The organism is Paenibacillus sp. BSR1-1 (genome assembly GCF_030403775.1).
GTDB lineage: Bacteria > Bacillota > Bacilli > Bacillales > Cytobacillaceae > Neobacillus.
On the sequence record NZ_JAQMWQ010000003.1, the window covers coordinates 384,476 to 405,758 of the forward strand.

At 39.6% G+C, this 21,283-nt stretch carries 22 protein-coding genes and 1 riboswitch; of the genes, 6 read left to right on the forward strand and 16 right to left on the reverse strand.

Annotation, left to right across the window (positions count from 1 at the left end):
- Positions 1-93 precede the first annotated feature (93 nt).
- Together PH210_RS07570 and thiC are read right to left on the reverse strand one after the other, a co-directional pair.
- Positions 94-294 (reverse strand): hypothetical protein, encoded by a 201-nt coding sequence (locus tag PH210_RS07570; RefSeq protein ID WP_289984347.1) that lies wholly within the window; start codon positions 292-294, stop codon positions 94-96.
- The gene (thiC, locus tag PH210_RS07575; RefSeq protein WP_289984348.1) at positions 272-2,047 is read right to left on the reverse strand and encodes a phosphomethylpyrimidine synthase ThiC; all 1,776 of its coding nucleotides are present in this window, start codon (positions 2,045-2,047) and stop codon (positions 272-274) included. The genes PH210_RS07570 and thiC overlap by 23 nt, the downstream gene beginning before the upstream one ends.
- 176 nt (positions 2,048-2,223) lie before the next feature.
- Positions 2,224-2,335, reverse strand: a riboswitch (TPP riboswitch).
- Between the two features lie 162 nt (positions 2,336-2,497).
- On the opposite strand from thiC, the gene PH210_RS07580 reads away from it, so the two are divergent.
- Together PH210_RS07580 and PH210_RS07585 are read left to right on the forward strand one after the other, a co-directional pair.
- Positions 2,498-2,677, forward strand: coding sequence for a small acid-soluble spore protein H (locus PH210_RS07580; RefSeq protein ID WP_289984349.1), 180 nt, complete (start codon positions 2,498-2,500; stop codon positions 2,675-2,677).
- Positions 2,678-3,007: 330 nt separating this feature from the next.
- Positions 3,008-3,748 (forward strand): YwrJ family protein, encoded by a 741-nt coding sequence (locus tag PH210_RS07585; protein WP_289984350.1) that lies wholly within the window; start codon positions 3,008-3,010, stop codon positions 3,746-3,748.
- A gap of 66 nt (positions 3,749-3,814) precedes the next feature.
- Here PH210_RS07585 and PH210_RS07590 read toward each other — a convergent pair whose 3' ends face one another.
- From PH210_RS07590 to PH210_RS07605, 4 genes are all read right to left on the reverse strand, one after another.
- Positions 3,815-4,540 carry a DUF475 domain-containing protein gene (locus PH210_RS07590; protein ID WP_289984352.1) on the reverse strand — a complete coding sequence of 242 codons (726 nt, stop codon included), beginning with the start codon at positions 4,538-4,540 and terminating at the stop codon, positions 3,815-3,817.
- A 143-nt stretch (positions 4,541-4,683) separates the two neighbouring features.
- The gene (locus PH210_RS07595) at positions 4,684-5,892 is read right to left on the reverse strand and encodes an MFS transporter (protein ID WP_289984353.1); all 1,209 of its coding nucleotides are present in this window, start codon (positions 5,890-5,892) and stop codon (positions 4,684-4,686) included.
- A 151-nt stretch (positions 5,893-6,043) separates the two neighbouring features.
- A complete protein-coding gene (locus PH210_RS07600) occupies positions 6,044-6,517 on the reverse strand; it encodes a hypothetical protein (RefSeq protein ID WP_289984354.1) in 474 nt (157 codons plus the stop codon).
- A gap of 854 nt (positions 6,518-7,371) precedes the next feature.
- Positions 7,372-8,337: a winged helix-turn-helix domain-containing protein gene (locus PH210_RS07605; RefSeq protein WP_289984356.1), complete on the reverse strand. Its 966-nt coding sequence runs from the start codon at positions 8,335-8,337 to the stop codon at positions 7,372-7,374.
- Positions 8,338-8,521: 184 nt separating this feature from the next.
- On the opposite strand from PH210_RS07605, the gene PH210_RS07610 reads away from it, so the two are divergent.
- Together PH210_RS07610 and PH210_RS07615 are read left to right on the forward strand one after the other, a co-directional pair.
- A complete protein-coding gene (locus PH210_RS07610; protein WP_289984358.1) occupies positions 8,522-9,829 on the forward strand; it encodes a M20/M25/M40 family metallo-hydrolase in 1,308 nt (435 codons plus the stop codon).
- An 83-nt stretch (positions 9,830-9,912) separates the two neighbouring features.
- Positions 9,913-10,458 (forward strand): flavodoxin family protein, encoded by a 546-nt coding sequence (locus PH210_RS07615; protein ID WP_289984359.1) that lies wholly within the window; start codon positions 9,913-9,915, stop codon positions 10,456-10,458.
- A 41-nt stretch (positions 10,459-10,499) separates the two neighbouring features.
- Here the strand turns inward: PH210_RS07615 and PH210_RS07620 are convergent, their stop codons facing one another.
- The 3 genes from PH210_RS07620 to PH210_RS07630 all read right to left on the reverse strand — a co-directional run bounded on the left by PH210_RS07620 (position 10,500) and on the right by PH210_RS07630 (position 13,811).
- Entirely contained in the window at positions 10,500-10,826 is a 327-nt protein-coding gene (locus PH210_RS07620; RefSeq protein WP_289984360.1) for an antibiotic biosynthesis monooxygenase family protein, read from the reverse strand.
- 27 nt (positions 10,827-10,853) lie between these two features.
- Positions 10,854-11,378, reverse strand: a complete 525-nt coding sequence (locus PH210_RS07625; protein ID WP_289984361.1) for a DinB family protein — start codon at positions 11,376-11,378, stop codon at positions 10,854-10,856.
- A gap of 69 nt (positions 11,379-11,447) precedes the next feature.
- Complete coding sequence (locus PH210_RS07630; protein WP_289984363.1) at positions 11,448-13,811, reverse strand: polyprenyl synthetase family protein; 2,364 nt, start codon at positions 13,809-13,811, stop codon at positions 11,448-11,450.
- 146 nt (positions 13,812-13,957) lie between these two features.
- Here PH210_RS07630 and PH210_RS07635 point away from each other — a divergent pair, with 146 nt between their 5' ends.
- Positions 13,958-14,503 (forward strand): GNAT family N-acetyltransferase, encoded by a 546-nt coding sequence (locus PH210_RS07635; protein ID WP_289984364.1) that lies wholly within the window; start codon positions 13,958-13,960, stop codon positions 14,501-14,503.
- A 39-nt stretch (positions 14,504-14,542) separates the two neighbouring features.
- Here the strand turns inward: PH210_RS07635 and PH210_RS07640 are convergent, their stop codons facing one another.
- Both PH210_RS07640 and PH210_RS07645 read right to left on the reverse strand, forming a co-directional pair.
- Positions 14,543-15,331 (reverse strand): hypothetical protein, encoded by a 789-nt coding sequence (locus PH210_RS07640; RefSeq protein WP_289984365.1) that lies wholly within the window; start codon positions 15,329-15,331, stop codon positions 14,543-14,545.
- 298 nt (positions 15,332-15,629) lie between these two features.
- A complete protein-coding gene (locus tag PH210_RS07645; protein ID WP_289984367.1) occupies positions 15,630-16,499 on the reverse strand; it encodes a cation diffusion facilitator family transporter in 870 nt (289 codons plus the stop codon).
- Positions 16,500-16,744: 245 nt separating this feature from the next.
- Here PH210_RS07645 and PH210_RS07650 point away from each other — a divergent pair, with 245 nt between their 5' ends.
- The gene (locus PH210_RS07650) at positions 16,745-17,185 is read left to right on the forward strand and encodes a YaiI/YqxD family protein (RefSeq protein WP_289984369.1); all 441 of its coding nucleotides are present in this window, start codon (positions 16,745-16,747) and stop codon (positions 17,183-17,185) included.
- 62 nt (positions 17,186-17,247) lie between these two features.
- Here the strand turns inward: PH210_RS07650 and PH210_RS07655 are convergent, their stop codons facing one another.
- From PH210_RS07655 to PH210_RS07675, 5 genes are all read right to left on the reverse strand, one after another.
- On the reverse strand, positions 17,248-17,577 hold the full coding sequence (locus PH210_RS07655) for a YciI family protein (protein ID WP_289984370.1): 330 nt from the start codon (positions 17,575-17,577) through the stop codon (positions 17,248-17,250).
- An 83-nt stretch (positions 17,578-17,660) separates the two neighbouring features.
- A complete protein-coding gene (locus PH210_RS07660) occupies positions 17,661-18,050 on the reverse strand; it encodes a cupredoxin domain-containing protein (RefSeq protein WP_289984371.1) in 390 nt (129 codons plus the stop codon).
- A 147-nt stretch (positions 18,051-18,197) separates the two neighbouring features.
- On the reverse strand, positions 18,198-18,395 hold the full coding sequence (locus PH210_RS07665) for a hypothetical protein (protein WP_289984372.1): 198 nt from the start codon (positions 18,393-18,395) through the stop codon (positions 18,198-18,200).
- Between the two features lie 27 nt (positions 18,396-18,422).
- Positions 18,423-18,731: a Rieske (2Fe-2S) protein gene (locus tag PH210_RS07670; protein ID WP_289984373.1), complete on the reverse strand. Its 309-nt coding sequence runs from the start codon at positions 18,729-18,731 to the stop codon at positions 18,423-18,425.
- Between the two features lie 111 nt (positions 18,732-18,842).
- On the reverse strand, positions 18,843-21,185 hold the full coding sequence (locus PH210_RS07675; RefSeq protein ID WP_289984374.1) for an SH3 domain-containing protein: 2,343 nt from the start codon (positions 21,183-21,185) through the stop codon (positions 18,843-18,845).
- Positions 21,186-21,283 lie beyond the last annotated feature (98 nt).

Below are 21,283 nucleotides of genomic sequence, written 5' to 3' on the forward strand. Positions count from 1 at the left end.
TATTCATTATTTTAAAAATTCAATACGCTACCAATTTCCTATGTTAGCAGGGATAAAATAGGCCCAACATTATCATGTTGGGCCTTGAAGGAATTAATAATAAGTACTTTCAGCGAAACCACACCTCTGACATTCTCTCATTCCGGGTGTTTCTAAAAAGATATGTTTACATTGACTTTGGATAAATTGAATTTTACTTTTCAAGAGATCAATTTTTCGGTTTAATAGATGGATTTCGTCTATCAATATCGTTACTTCATGGGAAGGAGATTTATCGATATATTTTTGATCCATTGCTGATAAACTCCTTCGCTTTCTGCTTCATGCCTTCATCGATTGTTATTTCCTCATTTTTTTCATCTTCCATTGCCATTCCCCGGATATCGTGGGAAATTTTCATCGAACAAAACTTTGGACCGCACATGGAACAAAAATGCGCTGTTTTGGCCCCTTCAGATGGGAGCGTTTCATCATGATATTCTCTTGCGCGATCTGGATCCAATGATAGATTGAATTGGTCCTCCCATCTAAATTCGAACCTAGCTTTCGATAAGGCATTGTCTCTCATTTGGGCCCCAGGATGACCTTTTGCTAAATCTGCTGCATGTGCCGCTATTTTATAAGCTATAACGCCATCACGGACATCATTCTTATTGGGTAAACCAAGATGCTCCTTTGGTGTCACATAACATAGCATGGCGGTTCCAAACCAGCCAATCATCGCGGCGCCAATTGCGGAAGTAATATGGTCGTATCCGGGAGCAATATCGGTGGTTAACGGCCCGAGTGTATAAAAAGGCGCTTCTTTACAGATTTCCATTTGCTTATCCACATTTTCCTTAATCTTATGCATCGGAACATGGCCGGGGCCTTCAATCATCACTTGCACATCATGCTTCCAAGCAATATCCGTCAATTCACCTAAAGTTTCAAGCTCTGCAAATTGCGCTTCATCATTGGCATCGGCAATGCTGCCAGGACGCAGTCCATCCCCTAATGATACTGAAATATCATATTGCTTTAAAATTTTGCATATTTCTTCAAAATGGGTGTAGAGAAAGTTTTCCCGATGATGGGCCAGACACCACTGCGCCATTATCGAACCTCCACGGGATACAATTCCTGTCGTCCGTTTCGCTGTCAATGGGATAAAACGTAACAGCACACCAGCATGAATCGTAAAATAATCGACCCCTTGTTCAGCTTGTTCGATCAACGTATCGCGATAAACTTCCCAGGTTAGGTTCTCAGCAATTCCATTCACTTTTTCAAGAGCTTGATAAATAGGCACCGTCCCAACCGGTACCGGGGAATTACGGATAATCCATTCTCTTGTTGTATGAATATTTTTTCCAGTTGATAAATCCATGATTGTATCTGTTCCCCAGCGTGTTGCCCAAGTCATCTTTTCAACCTCTTGTTCAATCGAGGATGAGACAGCTGAATTCCCAATATTGGCGTTGATTTTCACATGGAAATTCCGTCCAATAATCATCGGTTCACTCTCAGGGTGGTTGATATTGGCTGGAATAATCGCTCTCCCGCGGGCAACCTCATCCCTGACAAATGCAGCCTCTACATTTTCACGGATCGCGATAAACTCCATCTCAGGTGTGATGATCCCCTTTTTCGCATAATGCATTTGGGTAACATTATGTCCTTTTTTGGCACGCAAAGGTAATTTGTTTATGTTAGGAAACCATTCAAGATTGGCCCGCTCATCTTCATCACGGTAACCATTATCACTTGGCATTATTTCTCGTCCTGCATAGTTTTCAACATCATTGCGTTCAAAAATCCATTTTTTACGCAATGCCTGAAGCCCTTTCCTGATATCAATTTGATGATTCGGGTCTGTATAAGGACCACTTGTATCATAAACTCTAACAGGTGCATTTTCTTCTTCACCAAAGGCAGTGGCGGTTCGTGTCAACTGAATTTCTCTCATCGGGACTTTAATATCAGGTCTTGATCCCTCAAGATAAACTTTACGGCTTCCTGTAAATGGTGCTTGTAATTCAATTTCTACGTTTGCTTCCTTTTGCATTGTAACTTCCTCCTAAAAATGATAGATTTTGCAATCTAGAAGTTACAGCATAGTCCATTATATGTTTAGTCCAAAGACAGACATATAAATAGATGACAATAAAAAAAGGCTCTGTTGGAAAACAGAACCTGATTAATCGTCAAAAAGTAGCGGCGCATAACAGAAAAACTCGAATGACGCCTTCGAAACTACTTCCCTACGCTGGTATGATCCAGATCAGGTTCAAAGGGTCAAAGGATTTTGCATCCTTCTCTCAGTCCGAGCCATCGGACCCCCCTAGTAGAACTAACAACAATATATTGCTATACAACTTACATATAATAAATAACATAATTTTAACCGTTAATAAAGCTTTTTACATCAATCAACAAAAAATTATTCCATTCATAAGAATAAACCCTTCGTTTATTACAAATAATCTTGTAGAAAAAACGAAAGGAGGTTACTCATATGGATGCACAACGCGCACAGGAAATTTGTAATTCCCCACAAATGGAAAACGTGACCTATAACGGTACCCGAATATATATTGAGCATGTGGACCAGCAAAGCGGAAAAGCAACCATTCATCCGTTGGACGAACCAAACAATAAACAAAGTGTTTCCGTTACCACCTTAGTAGAACAATGATGAACGAAAAGCAGTAAAGAAAGTTTTACTGCTTTTTTATTTGTCCACTAACAGGACTATTAAAATCTCGCCTAACACCTTCATATTTTTCATTCCCAGCTGATTGATTACCTTTAAAAAATTTTTCTAAAAACCCCGATTTAAAAGCAGGATACAAGCACAAACAAAGTATGTCCATCTGGGTCCTGGTCTTGTATCATACTCTATCATTTGCCTATTTTCTCTTAATCTTTAAAAAAAAGGCTAATTTATTAGGACAACGTCATTCCGTGACACATATAGATGCAGTGTTAATATAATTTATAAAAATTTACAGGGGGAAAACTTATTATGCATAATGATATCATGAAATATTTTATTGGGAAGGTAATAAAGGTCAATCGAGGCGGCTCTGAATCAAGAATAGGGAAGTTAATGGATGCCAGTGAAGATCATGTTGCTCTTTTCACGGAAGACGATGGTCTTGTTTATTACAATATCCAGCATATTAAAAGCTTTACCGATAACATGAAGGGCCAAATGCAATTTAACATTGATGTCCCAGATGATATTCAATATAAAAAAGCAGATAATTTCTATAGCTTACTGGAATCATTGAAATTTCAATGGGTCAAAATTAATCGAGGGGGCCCGGAGAAGCTTGAAGGCGTATTAAGTGATATCCATCCAGATTACGTTTCATTGATTAATAAAGAGGAAATTGTCCGCCTGTCGATGTTCCATATCAAAAACATTAGCTATGGCCTTAAAATTGAAAATGCTCAAGATCAAAAATCGAATAGCCAGGCTTCAAATCAATCGAAGAAATCAAACAAACAAGAGGTTTACCGATCCTCCAAATCATATAAACAAGACGTCTCTCAATATGAAGCCGAAAAACAAGCATATAAATCAGAATCGAAGAAATCACGTCAACGTGTTATGAACTATAATCAAGAGGAGACATATACAGAAGAGGAACCTTATACAGAGGAAGTTATGATGGAAAGAACCGATGATGAAGATGTATCTTTATCTGAATTACTGTCCTCAATGGAGAAATATTTACGAAAGGTCTCTAAGAAGGAGTAACAACTTTTACCAATAGATTAACAATCTTAAAAGCAGGGTAATTGCCACCCTGCTCCATTTTTGATATTAGATTGTTCTTTCCGAATTGCTCCGGAAAAAATGAACGATAAAGGTTCCCATGAATACTGCTATTAAAATACTAAAGAAAATTAATTCATCAAGATGGAATCCGAAGGCTGCAGCAATCATTTTAATGGCAATAATCGCTATTAAAACAAAGGCCGTCGTTTCTAATTCCGGGACTTTTTCAATTAAGGTTAGGAATAATTGAGCGACACCTCGCATCATTAAGATTCCTAACATACCTCCTAATAAGAGCACCCAAACATGATTCGAGACACCGAATGCGGCAATAATACTATCAAAGCTAAAAGCAATGTCCATAAGCTCAACGGTTATCACGGTTCTCCAAAAGCCCATTCTTCTGCCTTGGATTTCGCCATCATCTTCATTTTTCTTAATAAAATTTTGAAAAACCATCCAAAGGAGATAGTGACCGCAGACAATTTTGATCCAAGCAATATTGATTAAGGAGACTCCTAACCCTATCGCGATAACACGAAAAAAATAAGCACCAAAGATCCCATAGAATAGAGCTTTCTTTCGCTGATGTTTTGGCAGATGCTTCACCATAACGGCTAAGACTAAGGCGTTATCAGCCGAAAGCAGCCCTTCTAAAATGATAAGAGTTCCAATAATCCCCCAGCTTGCTGGATTAGAAAAGACCGATTTTAGTGCATCTAGTGATAAAAAGGTATGATAACTATTAAATATTTCCTGTAAGAAACCCATCCGCTTGTCCTTCTCCTTCTAGTTATTTTCAAAAAAAATTTGGACTTATACTCTAAATGTATGTCCACCCATTGATTATATGAACCAAAAAAATCCCCGGATCCATAAAATGGACCCAGGGTTATTTTTTGAAAAATAACGTACTATTTACTTGATACAGCTTTTCTTTTCAGGGTACTATTCAACTCATTGCTATTCCAATAAGCCATTACCATTGCAACTAATAATAAAAGACCCGTTAAGATAAATACACTTTGTACAGGGAAAATGCCTCCAATTAATCCCCCGATCAAAGGTCCCGTCACCCCGCCAATTTGGGTAGCTGTTTGGTTTAAACCGAAGGCTCTTCCGCGGAAATCCTCTGTTGTGGACTTCACAACCAAGCCATTTAAAGCCGGGAAAACCGCACAGAAGAAGATTCCAGACACAAAGCGGATCAGTGAAAATCCCCATAAATGAGTGAATAGAACCTGGCCGATGGTGAAAATTCCGCCGCCTAGCAGTCCTATGAAGAGAACTTTCTGAAATCCAACCTTATCGGCCCATTTTCCCCATAAGGGAGCAAACAGTGCACTTGCAATCCCAGGCAGTGAAAAGACAATTCCTGCCAGAAATGAAGTGTTATCGGCAGAACCGCTCAGTTTAACGATATACAAGGGCAACACCGGTTCTATCGTCAACACCGAACAGGCAGTAATGACGGTTAAAATTAAAACAAGCATCAAAGGACGGTTATCCAAGGCTGTTTTAAAATCATTTTTGACAGAGCCGCGCTTCTTGCTGGGTTTAAAATTTTCCTCTGTTACTAAAAAAATGATCAGGATGGTCGCGAAAAATACAATAATCCCTGCGCTCGCAAATGCCCAGCGGTTTCCTACTAATTCAGCCATTCCCCCGCCGAGTAATGGCCCGACAATTCCTCCAGATGCCGAGGCGGATGAAATCATCGAAAGGGCATATCCCACTTTTTCATTAGGCGTGTTGGTTCCAATTAAAGCAATCGCACCAGGAATGAACCCGCTTAGTAACCCCTGAAGGATGCGCAGGACCAAGATTTCATATGGATTTGTGACAAAAGCCATTAACGTATATATCACAAACAAGGCAAATCCGGCTCGAATGATCATCGGTTTTCTGCCATATTTATCTGCCATACTCCCCCAGAACGGCGAGGCAAGGGCACCAGCAAAAAAGGCCGAACCGAATAACAGACCTGACCACATTTCAGTGTGATCGTGTACTCCAATTTGAAGTAAAAAAATCGGCAAAAAAGGTATGACCATGGAAAAACTTGCTGATGTGAAAAAAACTCCGATCCAGAGCACCCACAAATTTCGTTTCCACCTTAGCATGCTGTTCCTCTCCCAAAAAGATATATTTTTCCAATGTGCAAATTTAATATTGTTATAATATCACAAAGTTCATTTATTTTCATTCCCGAAATATTTGATTTTAGAAATAAAAAATACCCCGAGTGCTTGATATCACTTGGGGCTACATTGATTATTCATTATTTCTAATCATTTCATTCACTGTTGTTTTCATAGAATGGATGACTGTTTTTTTGTACTTCACTGCCAAAATGAGGACCCTTATTTGTTGGGATCGGGATAATTCATGGAAACGGGGCTCTTGCTTCAAAAAGGATCGCACAATGGACCAGCTTTTCGGCATTAAGGGAAAATCATCCAGAGGTTGTTTCTTTCTGATACGATAATACCAGGAGGCGATTCCAGGGGATGTGCTTTTATCAACTATACATGGTGCATAGATACTTTTTGTATGTTTCCGAAGATTTTCGAAGCGGTCGTGCCCGCTCACAATGATATAACTGTCGTCTTTCCGATTTTTTCTAACAACTAAAACAAACATGCAGTCCCACATAAACCTTTGAAGTCTCTTAATGTGCTCAGTTATTTTCATTGATAAATCGGGTTTGATCTTGTTCAAGGGTATATACTGTACCGTGAACTTCATTAGCATCCCCTCCTTACAAATGGAAGCAACTTCGGTAACCTCAAATCATTATATGTAGGAACTGGGCTCATGTTTCATTAAGGTTGAATCTTTAATGAAATAGGGGGCGATCGGACTTTCATTTACCGTGAGAACCCTCTATTTCTCATTTGGGTCAATGAACCGGGGTTTCATTTACCGTGGGAGCTCTCTTTTCCTCTTTTGGGGCAATGAAAGGCCTTTTCATTTACCGTGCCAGCTCTCTTTTACTCATTTGGGTCAATGAACCGGGGTTTCATTTACCGTGGGAGCTCTCTTTTACTCTTTTGGGGCAATGAACCGGCTTTTCATTTACCGTGGGAGATCTCTTTTACTCTTTTGGGGCAATGAACCGGGGTTTCATTTACCGTGAGAAGCCTCTTTTACTTATTTGGGTCAATGAACCGGGGGTTCATTGACCGTGGGAGATCTCTTTTCCTCTTTTGGGGCAATGAAAGGCCTATTCATTTACCGTGCCAGCTCTCTTTTACTCATTTGGGTCAATCAACCGGGGTTTCATTTACCGTGGGAGATCTCTTTTACTCTTTTGGGGCAATGAACCGGCTTTTCATTTACCGTGGGAGCTCTCTTTTCCTCTTTTGGGGCAATGAAAGGCCTTTTCATTTACCGTGCCAGCTCTCTTTTACTCATTTGGGTCAATGAACCGGGGTTTCATTTACCGTGGGAGATCTCTTTTACTCTTTTGGGGCAATGAACCGGCTTTTCATTTACCGTGAGAACTCTCTTTCAGGCAATTAGGGCAATGAACCGCACTTTCATTTACCGTGAAAGCTCTTATCCACATGAATGAGGAAATGAATGTCCCTTTAAGCTTTTTAGCCTTCATCCGGCAATATATCCCCTGCCCGGCAGATCATACAAAAACCTATTCCGGCTGCAAGCTTTCTTGCTCTTCTGTCTCTATTAGTATCTGGATTCCGAATCTGTACGGTCTCGATGATTTCGTCCCAAAAATGGATTCGCCTTTGCAGTCTATTAAGGGTTTGCCTAAGGAGGTCAGGTTCAATCTCTTGTCCCAATCCCTCAAAAAATCGATCCTCGATATCCTCGCCTGTCAGGGGCCTTCCACCAGCCTGCAAAATAAAGTACAAGACTCGAAATGCAGTCGGCTCGAGCGAGATCGGTTGATGCCTGCCAAAATAAAGATGAACTCCATCATCCATGCTGCATAACACAACCTGCTTAGCATCCCAATTATTTTCAATAATCATTTGAACTTTTTCGTCCGATATAAATTCTTCCTTTTCAGAAGCAATTTTTCGATAGAATCTGTTTTCGAACAATTCGCCAATGGCCTCCAGCATTTCGCCGCGATATCGGCCAACCAGCTTTTCATCAAAATCTATATAAGGATTTTCGTTGCTCGCCTCCAATTCAGTTAATGCCTGCCTGGCAATAAAAATCCCACAATTCGCCATAAACATATTGGCGATCATCTCCTGGGATTCATTTAATCCTTCCAAATCAGAACCTGCTAACGCCCGCTCAAAATGGAATAGAGCATCCGTATACATTTTCTTTCGATAAAATAAATGCGCCAGCCGGTAATTCGCCACGGGATGATCTTTCTGAAGGATGACAGCGGCCTTTAAATACCGCTCTGCCAGTTTAGGGTCAGGCTTTGCATTCATTTTAAAATGTTCTCCAAACCTTACATATAAAGTAACTAAAGCCTTTTGAGCAAATTGAACAGCAGCTTGATCACGCCTGTCCTTCGCCTCTCTTAGTTTCGCTTTCAACTTCTTTTCTTCCTCGTAAATCCACAAAAGCTCGTGCGCCATCTCTACTACCTCTCCCTATTTAACTGTGACAGGGTGTCACAACGGAATTTATATAATCAAGTTGTTCCACTAGAGTAAATAGGAATTCTCGAAAACACAACAAAATCCCTTCTTTCTAGCGTGATGGGGTGTCACAACGAAAAATGTACAATCGATTTATCATAACAAAAGGAGATGGTTTTGAATGAAAAATCAAGAAATTTTATTAGCGAGACATGGACTTATGAAAAAGGATTTAGCCGGAAAAAAGGAAACTTTTGGGGCCAAGCTTTTATCTGAAACTTTAAATCTAATGGTTAAATACGGTCAATCCCTGGATACCCTTCCGGAAAAAGAATTTATCACTCTTTTAAAGGAAGCATCAAGGATTGTTGATGGTCCTGGAAGAGAAATGTTAATCAACCCGCTTTTTTCAGATCTTCCGCTCACCATGATGGATTCCTATATTCGCGGCATGGTCCGCTGGATGAATGAACTGGGTATCTATTCGATTTGCAGCTGTGATGGTCATGGACATGGCCGTGCTAGAATCGACCTTTTAAAGCACCTTTCTTTTTCACAGATGAAGCTTCTCAAAACGGCTGCACCTGAAGGGATCCAGTTAAAAATAGAAAGAAAATCTGTTTTTCTCTACTACAAACGGATTGGAAGTTTATTAGATTATGCTGAAAACCTATATAGAGTATTTAAATCACCAGAGTACCTTAAAGACCTTGAAGCGGTTCACTTCAAACACCGGGTCATCGAATTGTTAAATATCCCTGGAATCAGCCAGGATGAAAGGAAAATCAGGCTGTATCTTAAAAACAGATTATCGCCGCTCACGGATTACATGTACGTCGACCGAAAAGGAAATCTGCTAGCTTACAAATACTGTGGAGACGGACCAACCATCCTTTTATCGGCGCATATGGATACAGTGGAGGAAATCGCATTGGACCGGGATATCCTTGAGGAAGGTACGATTTTAAAAAGCTCTAAAGGCATTTTAGGCGCTGATGACCGCGCCGGAATAGCTGTTATCTTGGAACTTCTAGCTAACATTCAGCAAACGCATTTCAACGGTACCATTAAAATTGCTTTTACCGTGGAAGAGGAAATTGGCTGTCTTGGGTCCCAAAATATCGACCAAGATTTCCTTGAAGATGTGGATGGAGCGATTGTCATTGACAGGAGGGGTGAACGCGATATTGTCACTTCATTCGCCAATATAGTGTCCTTCTGCCCGGTTGAATATGGACAGCTATTTGAAAAAGCAGGAAAGCTGGCGGGCATGGAGGATTGGAAAATGACACCGGGCGGATTAAGCGATGCCAAAGTATATGCGGAACTCGGCATCCCTTCTGTTAACCTTTCGGCGGGTTATTACCATGAACACACCGATTTGGAATCCTTGAATTATAAAGCGGCATTTGAAACCTATCAATTGGTGATGTCCGTTCTCCACAATCAATTAATCAAAAGGGTTGAAATGCCTCTTTTTAAAAATTAATGAAAAATCAACATTCTCGATTTTTCCTTCCTGATACGATATAGTTATCTAAAAACTTATTGGATTTGAAAGGAGAAATATGGATGTCGATTGCAGTAATTTATGGGGGAACCCGTCCGAAGGGCAATTCTGAACTTTTGACGGATCATGCGGTGCATGGAATAGCAGCCGAGAAAGTTTTTCTTAAAGATTATATGATCAAGCCAATCGAAGATATGCGGCACTCCCCAGAAGGATTTCAGGACAGAAATGATGATTATAACTCTATCATTGATCGGATTCTGCCGCATGATATCATTATTTTCTCTACACCCATTTATTGGTATAGCATGTCAGGAACGATGAAAAATTTTATTGATCGCTGGTCCCAGACACTTAGGGACGCCAATTATCCTGAATTTAAAAAGACTCTGTCATCCAAAAAAGCTTATGTGATTGCTGTTGGCGGCGATAATCCTTACATTAAGGGCCTGCCGATGATTCAACAATTTAAGTATATCTTTGATTTTATGGGGATTGAGTTTGGCGGATACATTCTTGGGAAGGGATCCCAGCCAGGTGATGTATTACAAGACAAAGAGGCATTCTTCGCTGCTTCCCAATTAAATAATGGTTTGAAAAATTTATAAATTTAACGGGCTGATTTCCAATGGAATTCAGCCCTTTTTTCTTACATTTCAAAAAAGCTATGTCTTTCCACTTTACAAACTCGGAGAGAAAAATTTTTATACCATTCGCTTTTCCCTCTTGCCTGTGCAGCTTTGTGTTCAACTTGGTCCTTCCACTTCTTGATGGCTTCCAGTGAGTTCCAATATGAAACAGTGATGCCCAGTTCCGAATCACGGGCGCTTTCCACACCTAAAAATCCTTCATGCTGGGAGGCTAATTCGAGCATTCTATCTGCCATTTTTCCGTAACCATTATCGCCTTCTGTTCGCTGTGAAGCAAAGATCACAGCGTAATATGGCGGTTCTGGAGTTATTGCAATCCGGCTCATTTCAGCCCACCACTCCTTTTAAAAAATTTACTTTCTCAAAATGCCTAAGTACTCTTTCCACGGCCCAACGTCAGTTCTGTATCTATTAGCCATAGCCCGTACAATTTGGGCAATGTGAGTTAAATCATGAACAACCCATGTAGAAAGCAATTCTCTTACTTTCACAAGACCAAGATCAGGGTGTGAACCTGTCAATTCAAGATGTATATCAGGATTAATTAACCCCAAGAGTTTTTGTATATTTTGTGTTCTCAATGTTTTAAATTCAAGCAACTTTTGTTCAATTGTCCTTTCGAAGTTTTCATTTATGTGTGAAAAACGATCAAAAGGCGGGAAGGATTTTTTAGATCCTTCCTGAAGAATAAATTCCAATCTTGGTACCCAATTTATCTTTTCTGCCTCAATAAGATGTTCAATTACTTCAGAAACATTCCAGGTTCCTTCACCTTCATTGCACTGCAGCCAATCATCAGATAAACTAGATAAAAAATTCTCCAATGTTGGAGGAGTACGCTCCAGAACTTCAATAGCCTCTTTCATATTAAAATTCATATAACCGCTCCTTTCATAGATTATTCCAGTGTGACACTTAACAATTAATCTCTTTCGAACACATTACTCTTAATTATCCCTGTTCACAATATAGTTCAACAAATGTTTCAAAAAAGAAGTTTTTCGCGGCACTTCCTGCAGTACTTCCATTGCCTGACAATAATGTTCCCACATCGCTTTTTTCGCGCCATCCATCCCTAGGATCGATACAAAAGTGGAATGGTTATTTTCCGCGTCTTTACCAATGGGCTTTCCGAGTAAATCCGAATCACCTTCAACATCCAGCAGGTCATCCTTAATCTGAAAGGCTATGCCGGCATGACGGGCAAATTTTTTCAATGCTTCCATTTCATTTTCCTTAGCCTTCGCGAGTATGGCAGGCATGATAAGTGAAGCTTCGAATGCAATACCGGTTTTGTAAAAGCTCATCAAATTCAATTGTTGGAGCGTTAGTGGCTTTCCTCTTGAGTCCAAGTCCATTGCCTGGCCCTTACACATATCGGCCGTCATTTGCGCCGAATATCGAATCAAGTTCAGCACCGTTTCAGAATCAAACTGGATAAGGGATGCTTGTTCTTCAATCGCCTTTTGGGTCAGAAAAAGACCGGTTAATTCTGCTATCGCATTGTTATATACCATGTGCAGCGTTTGACGGCCCCTTCGAATGGCGGCATTATCCTGTGCAGGCAGATCATCAAAGATAAGGGACGCCGTATGCATATATTCTAAGGATTTCAAAAGGGGCACGATGGCAGAAGGATCCAATCCATATTCGTTAACACCCATGACCCAAGTCATAATGGGTCTTAAACGCTTGCCATCACCTTCAAGACTATAATTGGCTGCATCAGTGATGGGATCTTTCGGTAAAGAAGCCTTTTCGAGTTTAGTAATATATAAAATACTGTTGATCTGATTGCGGACAATTTCGATCGTATCTAAAAAATCCTCCTGCTCTTTCCGTTCATTTTTCAAAGAGGTGATCATATGGTCCCGAAGCAGTTTATCAAAGAAATCGACATCATCCGCTTTACGGACCATTTTTTGAATAACACGATTGAAATTCGGAAACCCAGAAGCGAATAGCTCCATCACTTTATGGTATTCCTCGCTCCCCTTCCGTTCTTTAAATCGTTTTAACCCGTTAATCGCTCGGTCCAATATCACTTCACAGGTCTTGTGATCGGAATGATAGACGGTATGTATTAAATGGGAAATGACCGCCCAGTATAATTCAAATGGATTGATAAGGTCGGGACGCGTTTCATGATATTTCATGAAGTAAGTATAGGGAGTTACCGCCCCCTCCTCCATGTCCTCAAACATATCGGCAAAATCATCAGCAAGCTGGTTGTAAATGCCGTAAAAGAAGGTCCGGCTTTCAAAGCCCTCATCCTCAGCTGCACTGATCACGGATCGGACAATCAATCGGGAAGAAGACGATTTTAAGATGATCGGGACATAAAGATCTTCATTAGTGTACCTGTCATAAGATAAATTCTTTTCCCGATCTACTTCCTGGGAATGAAAAAACACAAAGGCCTGCTCGAAAAAATGGATTCTATTATCCGGCCGCTGGTGTGCCTTAATCGCCTCAAAGGCATCGCGGAGTTCAGAATGAATAAAACGGATCAATTCTGCGTTATCTCCCTCCCACTCCCTCAATTCCGGCACATTGCCTGTGATAAGAGTGGTCCGAATCAAATTGGAATATTGCTTTTTTTCATCTGCAGACAAAACTTTGGCATCAAGAAGGTCGTCAATGAAGGGATAGGTCAGGCCGTAGGCATATCCAAGCCTAATTGCATGATCGAGTCTGATCTTACGTTCTGCTGGCGATAGTTTATCGTCCATTTCTTCAAACTCGTGCATCAGCACACCAGCAATAATTTTAATAAGCTTTCGCTGGGCATTTTCAGCATCCAACCCATTTGGAATATGGGAGGATACAATCTTAAGTTTATTTATCAGCCAGATAATGGCAGATTCAATGCCTTCGTTCTGAGCCCAGCGGTACAACCCGGCCATGCTGAACATGTCGGTATTGTCTTCTTTTTTGGTCAGATGACTTTTTAAATTGTTTACTACACTTCGAATTCTTTTTTTTGTTTCGGGTGAGTCCAGTGCTTTGCCGAGATCGCGCATGTAAAGATAGGAAATGCTTCGATCTAGATAACGGTCCAATTTGCCTGTGTAATCGAGCCATTGGATATAATTGTGGTACCCTTTGGGACCCGTTTTTTTTCGTGAAAATAAGGAAAGGAATGAATGGTGATGGATATGGTTTTGTTTCCAGGATTGGATGTCATTTATCAGGGTCGGGACAAAGGTCTTTTCTGAGACCTGAACATATAGCGTTTCAAAATAACGAGCAGCCCTCTCCTCTGCACGCTGATAACATTCCTCTGCATTAATCATTAGCTCCACATTCATACTATATGATCCCTCAACTTAATGTACTAAATTCTAAATCTACAATTATATTTATTTATTCAAAATCAATTATTATTATACTATACGAAGCCATTGTGATTCTTTATTATTTAGTAAGGATGGAAAATTGTTGGGAGGACGTCTAAATGATTGCTAAGCAAAAAGAGTTTACTATTAATAATTTAAAATATATTGTACGTTCTGCAACTGAATCTGATGCGCAAAATTTATCTGAGGTTCGATTGCATGTCGATGGCGAAACAGAAAATTTAGACCGCGAACCAGGTGAGGCCTACATCGATGAAGCAGGTTTTAAACAGATCATTAAAGATGATAGTGAAAGTATGAATAACCTGTTTTTAGTGGCTCAAGCAAATGACAGAATCGTAGGTTTTTCAAGGCTCGAAGGAAGTAAACTGAAAAGAACCTCTCATAAAGTAGAATTTGGAATTTGTGTACTGAAAGAATATTGGGGATACGGAATCGGTAAAAACCTTTTAAGCGAGTCGATAAATAGGGCAGACACTAATAATATTAAAAAAATCACACTGAACGTTCTCGAAACGAATGAAAAAGCGATCGAGCTTTATAAAAAATATGGATTTGAAGTGGAAGGTGTATTGAAAAGAGATAAAATTCTATCTGATGGGAATTACTATAACACCATCGTGATGGGAAGGTTTAACGGATAAGAAACGAACAGCTCGGCCGTTTAAGCCGAGCGGTTCCTATCAATCTTCGATACTTTTTCTATAAAGATCATAGTCTGCTTTAACGAAATGAAAAGCCGCAGCGCTTCCTCCTTGATCCGGATGAGTAATTTTCAATAATTTTTTAAATCCGGCTAAAACTTCTTTCTGCCCTGCCGTTTTTGATAGTCCTAACTTTTGACGAAAATCAAGATTTTTAGGCGGTACGATGGTCTGAGTTTTTTCAGGTTCCCTTTTGCCCTCTTTAGAAAGCTCTTCTCTTAATCTTAATAACTCATTCCGTAATTCCATATTCTCTTTCAGTACTTTTCTGGTTTCAGATTGTAATTCATTTATTTCATTTTTTAGGCTGCTATTTTCTCTGTTTAATTTGTCCCGCTGCTGAATCAGCGTTTTAATGGAAGTTTGATGAAGTTCTTCGATTCCTCTAAGTTGGTCATCCTGAACTTTTATTTTTACTTGCAAATCACGGATGGCCTTATCCTGATCTGAGGATCGGGTTACATGCGGTGAAATGGTTTCCTTTGATATGTAATCTGTTATCTGGTCTCTGTCTCCAACCCTCTGGATCTTGCCTTCATTTAGCCAGCGTTGAACAACGTGGAGACCAGCACTAGCGGAAACACCTGCATCCTTTAACAGGTTAATAGCTTGATCGGTATCATCTAGAATGTATTCGGTTTTCCGGGGTCCTATTTTTCCCTCGTATTTAATTTTTCGCTCCCGCAGCCAGCGCTTCACCGTTTGAATGCTAATATCGTCTGGAACTCCTGCGTTTTTTAATAACTCAAAAGCTTGATCAGTATTCACATTGAACCTCCTATCCCTCTTTTTCAAAGGCTATTTTCGCAAAGATTGTTGTTCTTCGTAAAAAGCTCATCAACCCGTATAACAAGATGCTTCGTGGCATCTTTTCGTAAGAACATTTGCTAAAATTGCCTACAAACTTAGTAAATGCACTTAATTAAGCCCAAAAAGCAACATAGTTTACGAAAAGAGCCTTGTCTAAAAAGACAGGCTAACATAATAGTAATAGAGTCCCTTCACAATGTGAATGGCTAATTAAGACTATTCGATGTTTGGTTCATTTGGATTAATTGGTTCGAAACTAACTTGGCTCTACATGGACATGCACATCATATACACCATGGTCATCCATCATAATTTTTTCGACATGGGTAGCTATATCATGAGCTTCTTTAATACCAAGCGTAGAATTAACAAGAATCACAACATCTATTACTTCATTATTTCCATAGTTTCTTCCTTTAATTTCTTTTACTCCTTTTACGCCATCTAATTCTTTGATGACATTGTTATAAAGATGAATTTTATCTTCATCGAAACCGTCTGATAATTCAAGTGAAGCTTCTCTAAAGATGTCCCACGCGGTTTTACCTATTAATAGTCCTACAACAATAGCAGTTATGCTATCAAGCCAAGGCATATTTAATTGTGAACCCAAAATACCTATAGCCGTTCCTAAACTTACCCAAGCATCGGAAATGTTATCTTTTGCAGCTGCCATTAGGGCTTTGCTATTAATCTTAAGAGCTAATTTCTTGTTGTAAAGATATACAAAAGACATAACTAGCGCCGAAAAAACACCTACATAAGCTGCCATAATATCCGGTGATTCTTTTGTCCCTTGAAAAATGGAGGTACCTGCGTTTATTAACACTTCAAGACCCACCGCAGCCATAATAAAGGAAGCAATCATTGACGCAATCGTTTCACTTTTCCGATGTCCATATCGATGGTTTTTATCAGGTGGTCTTTGAGAAATCTTGAGTCCTATGAGTACAGCAATAGATGCAATGATATCGGTTGTATTGTTCAGACCATCTGCTTCTAACGCATCGGAATCACTTATGTAACCAATTACTAGTTTTAAGATTGATAGACATATATAGGCAATAATACTAATGATGGCGCCACGTTCACCTAATTTAAGGTCATTATACTTTTCCTGTTCCATCCTAGATCCTCCCCTTAAAGCACTTGATTATGATAACAGCTAAAATACAGGTGGGTCTAGAGCAATCTTTTTGCCTTGTTTTATATTAATAAGAGACATACAAATATGTTGCACAAGCGAAAATTTCATTTGCGGAATACACTGCTATTAGGTATACAATTTTGTATAATTTTTCCTAATATCGTTTGACAAATGCGAAATCTGCCTTTATCATCAACTCGTACATATTTATGGGAGAGATCTAGATGAAAATATATGTTGATGCAGATGCTTGTCCGGTAAAAGATATCATTATCTATGAAGCTACAAAGGCTGAAATCCCTGTTATCCTTGTAACTAGCTTTTCCCATTTTTCTAATGCTGAGCAGCCATCTGGAGTGGAAACCATTTATGTGGATTCAGGAGCAGATGCGGCGGATTATCGGATTATGAAGTTAGCAGATAAAGCTGATATCATCGTTACACAAGATTATGGTCTTGCCTCGCTAGGTTTAGCAAAAGGGTGTACGGTTCTTCACCATAAAGGATATAGCTATACAAATGAAAACATCGACCAATTGTTACAAACCCGTTATTTGAGTGCAATGGCTCGAAAAAGTGGTAAACGTACAAAGGGTCCAAAACCATTTACAGCAGAAGATAGGGAGAAATTTAGGGAGCTTTTTAAAAAAGCGATTTCACGTTAAACTAACCCGTTAGAACAATAAAAGCTGCCAGAATGACAGCCCTGATCTTAATAACGCACCTTTTATTTTTTAGGTAAGGTTGCCTTCATCGGATAAAATTCCACTGTCATTATCCCTGCCGTAACGGCAGGATCTTCTGCGATGAGTTTTGGAACTTGCTCTTCATTCTCTACTTCGATGATTGCGAGTCCATGGGGTTCTTTACGATTTAGAACCGGTCCGAATACCAAAGCAATCCCTTGATTCTGTTTTTCCGTCCAATAAGCGATGTGTTGCAGCATGATGTTCCGTTCATCTTCGGCCATATCCTGATGAAAAGTTGCTCTTGGCGGAGTGGACTTTAACATGAAGTGGATTTTTCCCGTATTCTGACTTGAAATCTTGGTCGACAATTTGTATCCCTTCCTTTTGTATTCCATAAAATAGGCAAAATCCATTGCATATTAAACAAGCAAGGCCCTACTGGCCTTGCTTGTTATTGAACTTTTACTTTTCCAACCATTCCTCCTTGGAAATGGTACCTGCATATCAGGTCATATGTACCGGGATTCATGGGTTTCACGGTAATGGTTTTTTGTTGTCCAGGCTGGACTTCGGCATCTATTCCGAGCTTTTCCACTGTGAAGGTGTGTTCTTTCTTACCTTCATTTTTCAATATCACCGTTGTTGATTTTCCATTGAGAAGCGTGATGACTTTTGGATTAAAGTAATCATCGTTCAACTTAACCTCAATCGCTTTCGCCGTCTCCGATGGCTGAGTTTTAGCACTGGATTCGGCAAATACGCCGAATGTGCCTAGTGTTGTCACAACCACAAGCATTGCAATTAAAGCGACTAATCCTGTTAACCACTTTTTCACAGACATTGGCAATCCCTCCTTTCCATAACTGTATTTTTTCTAAAACACAAAAAATTATCACTAAAAGAACGTAGGTCGAACCAAATAGCTAAATTCTTTTCATATTTGATGTACTTTTCTAAAAACCCTTTTACGGGCTATTTCCCCTTTTGATTATATACCCAGACGGTCAAATTCCCTCTCCAGAACTTCTAACCACTCATCCATAGTTATTCCATCTGGATTATTAGGATTTGGCTTTTCGTGCCAATCCTCTGTTGGCAATTTCCCTTGACGAATATTCAATTTTAATTGAACTAAATCCTCCAAGTCCAAATCTTTTAAATCCATAAACCAAATGCGTTCAGTCATATCCGAACTGCCTCCACTGTAAGGTTATTAGAAATCAATCCATATTTCTTTATTTCGGATGTCAACTTGAAAGGTTTGTAAGGGTGCAAAACAAGGACCGGCCAGCGGCTCACCAGTTTTTATATCAAATTTGCCGCCATGCCTTGGACAATTCACACTTCCTCCATCCATAGAACCTTCAGTTAAATATTGCTTTCTATGAGTACAAATATTTGACGTTACATAATACCCTTCCTGCAGATGGAAAAGTACCAGACTTTCATTATCTATAATAATTTCTTTCATTTCACTGACATGTTCTACTTCCTCTGCTCCAGCGATCCTCATCCAAGTCATAAAACACCTCATGCTAAATAGATTATGTCTGTATTATTTACATTTAACATATTAAAAAATTCAAAAAAAGGGACAGTTTGAGTACGTCCCTTTCTATATGATCTATTATTTTTATTTTACAATGGTTAATTTTTGTCCTATATAAATTGGTTGATTAGGATCGAGGTTGTTGGCTTTGACGATGGAGTCCACTGTTACCCCATTGTTCTGGGCAATTTTCCAGAGTGTATCACCAGCAACCACGGTGTAAACAAAACTCGATACTATTGGAAGGGTTACAGTAAATTTAGCTACATACCCAGAATCCAAATACATACTATCTTTTTGATATTCAATGTTATACCAGTCTCCTATAGCTGAATAAATTTTTATATCTGTATTCATCGGGAGTACGAATTTTGTATCATATTGGGTTCCAGGATAGGTTCTAACATTAACATTTGTCCTTGTCTTGGCACTCTCAATTTTAGAAATCTCCTGATTAGTTGGAACCTTGATTAACGGCTTGGAGACATATCCGGTCAGCACAGAGCTAACAATCCTGTATTCAATCTGATACCAATCGCCCGTTTCCCCTGTTATCGTCACTTCTGAACCGGCAGGAATGGTCCTCAATATGGTACTTTGTGTGCTTGCGGCCGATCGCAGGTTTGAATTTTTTAAGGTTAATCCAAATCCGTCGGTAATCTGAATGATTTTATCACGGGCATTATACAAATTCTTATTTCCAGCCAGATCTGTTAGTTTAACAACAACGTAATAATTACCACGGATGACATTAAAGCCCCGGCTGTTTTTACCGTCCCAATAGAAATTCGCTGTCCCTTTCAAGTAGCGGCCTGACCAAGTCTGAACGACTGTGCCGCTGTCATCGACAATGGTTACCTCCATATCCGCGGTTTCACTAATGGTTACTGGAATTTTAATTTGTTTCTTTCCATCTTGCAAAGTAAGTTGATTGACTGGAGCCAAATCAATCGTTGCTGTTGGCTTTTCTGTATCTAACTGACTTGCTTTTGGCACCGCATACGTATAAAGGAATTGATTCGTCTCTGTTACAAAAATCGTGTCATTGATGACACCGATAGGGCGCAGGCCAGATGCGCCTGTAGTAGGTGTAAGCTGAAGTGTGGAATAAATAAGCTGACCATTGGCTGAATTGAAGAATTTTAATTTGTTATAATTATCCAAAATGATTTTATCGGAGACTACGACCATTCCGCTTGAACCCTTAATGGTCTGAAGCCCGCCAGCAGTAAACTGCTCGGCGTACAGGGACTTCCATTTTTGGCTTCCTGTATTTTTATCAATGGCGAAGATATTGGTATCATCAAGGATAATGATAGAATCGCTTGTTACAGAAAAAGGAGGAGCTATAGTACTCGTTAAATTAAACCGCCATACTGTCCTTCCAGTGGCAGCATCCATTGCCAAAAGGTATCTTGTCGTGCCTCTCATATCCAAGTAAAGCTTCTCATCTTTATAGACAGGTGCTCCGTTGAATAGGAAGCCTGGATCGAGATCGAGTGTCCAAAGAACGGTGCCGGAAGAAGAATCGAAGGCATACATTTTGGATGTCATTTGAACGGGATTCCGGATATTGGCATACAGTCTGTTTCCGCCAGCAGCAAATACTCCTTCTATTTGCTCTTGCGTTTTCAGCGGATAATTCCATTTCTTTTGACCCGTTTTTATTTCCACAGTCCCAATTGCTTCAGTACTGTCGGTTCTGGTGTAATAAAACAATGTATTTTGGTCAAGTAATAAACGATTCGCAAAGGAATCAACGGTCCAAAGTGTTTGTGAGGAGGAACCATTATCCTGAAGGGCATAAATTTTTGTCATTGTTGAAGCGTATACGACACCGTCTCTTGCAATCAAATCAAGAAACCCATTTTGTTCTTCAGTAGAAAAATTCCATCTCTCCTTATAGGTGTCCAGGTCAGTTGCAGAGATTATTTTTTTGGAAATTCGTTCAACTGAATACAACTGATTGTTATTCACACTGAACAGAGAAGAAGCATTATTAAATGGGTCTTTCTTTAATGACAATGATGTCAAATCCGCGGGCATTGTGGCACTGGAATACTTGGTATTTCCCTGATCAGCTAAATGCATTTCCCAGTTTTGGCCATCAGCCCTTAAATTCCGATTCGAACCCATCGCCTTTAATTCCGAAATCATTTGTCTTAATTGTTGGTTTTCATCCTTTAATTGGTCATAATCACTAGTTATTCTAAAAACCATTTGATCTTCATCCCAAATTATCTTGGCTCCTACCCTGCTGAATTCCGAAATCGGTACATAGATGAATGGGTACTGTGCATTCCTTGGTTGAAAATTTAGTATAGGATAGATTCCTGTATTTATGTCAATCCCATTTACAAAAGTGGGTCTATCTGCAGTATAAGCTGTAACCGGTTCATATTGTCTATACTGATTGAAATACCTCATTTATGAACATCGCCCTTCCATTTTCATGCTTCAATCATTTTATGCGCATGTGCCCAGTTGGTGATGTTCAAAATAAACCCCCTTAACCAACAAGATTA

Bases quoted from the DNA above. Each gene is read 5' to 3' on its own strand.
- PH210_RS07620 (WP_289984360.1), bottom strand. From the start codon at position 10,826: ATGAGCCGGATTGCAATAACTCCAGAACCGCCATATTACGCTGTGATC.
- PH210_RS07650 (WP_289984369.1), top strand. From the start codon at position 16,745: ATGAAAATATATGTTGATGCAGATGCTTGTCCGGTAAAAGATATCATT.
- PH210_RS07580 (WP_289984349.1), top strand. From the start codon at position 2,498: ATGGATGCACAACGCGCACAGGAAATTTGTAATTCCCCACAAATGGAA.
- PH210_RS07675 (WP_289984374.1), bottom strand. From the start codon at position 21,185: ATGAGGTATTTCAATCAGTATAGACAATATGAACCGGTTACAGCTTAT.
- PH210_RS07635 (WP_289984364.1), top strand. From the start codon at position 13,958: ATGATTGCTAAGCAAAAAGAGTTTACTATTAATAATTTAAAATATATT.
- PH210_RS07630 (WP_289984363.1), bottom strand. From the start codon at position 13,811: ATGAATGTGGAGCTAATGATTAATGCAGAGGAATGTTATCAGCGTGCA.
- PH210_RS07610 (WP_289984358.1), top strand. From the start codon at position 8,522: ATGAAAAATCAAGAAATTTTATTAGCGAGACATGGACTTATGAAAAAG.
- PH210_RS07670 (WP_289984373.1), bottom strand. From the start codon at position 18,731: ATGACTTGGATGAGGATCGCTGGAGCAGAGGAAGTAGAACATGTCAGT.
- PH210_RS07595 (WP_289984353.1), bottom strand. From the start codon at position 5,892: ATGCTAAGGTGGAAACGAAATTTGTGGGTGCTCTGGATCGGAGTTTTT.
- PH210_RS07665 (WP_289984372.1), bottom strand. From the start codon at position 18,395: ATGACTGAACGCATTTGGTTTATGGATTTAAAAGATTTGGACTTGGAG.
- PH210_RS07590 (WP_289984352.1), bottom strand. From the start codon at position 4,540: ATGGGTTTCTTACAGGAAATATTTAATAGTTATCATACCTTTTTATCA.
- PH210_RS07625 (WP_289984361.1), bottom strand. From the start codon at position 11,378: ATGAATTTTAATATGAAAGAGGCTATTGAAGTTCTGGAGCGTACTCCT.
- PH210_RS07585 (WP_289984350.1), top strand. From the start codon at position 3,008: ATGCATAATGATATCATGAAATATTTTATTGGGAAGGTAATAAAGGTC.
- thiC (WP_289984348.1), bottom strand. From the start codon at position 2,047: ATGCAAAAGGAAGCAAACGTAGAAATTGAATTACAAGCACCATTTACA.
- PH210_RS07570 (WP_289984347.1), bottom strand. From the start codon at position 294: ATGGATCAAAAATATATCGATAAATCTCCTTCCCATGAAGTAACGATA.
- PH210_RS07645 (WP_289984367.1), bottom strand. From the start codon at position 16,499: ATGGAACAGGAAAAGTATAATGACCTTAAATTAGGTGAACGTGGCGCC.
- PH210_RS07605 (WP_289984356.1), bottom strand. From the start codon at position 8,337: ATGGCGCACGAGCTTTTGTGGATTTACGAGGAAGAAAAGAAGTTGAAA.
- PH210_RS07660 (WP_289984371.1), bottom strand. From the start codon at position 18,050: ATGTCTGTGAAAAAGTGGTTAACAGGATTAGTCGCTTTAATTGCAATG.
- PH210_RS07600 (WP_289984354.1), bottom strand. From the start codon at position 6,517: ATGAAGTTCACGGTACAGTATATACCCTTGAACAAGATCAAACCCGAT.
- PH210_RS07615 (WP_289984359.1), top strand. From the start codon at position 9,913: ATGTCGATTGCAGTAATTTATGGGGGAACCCGTCCGAAGGGCAATTCT.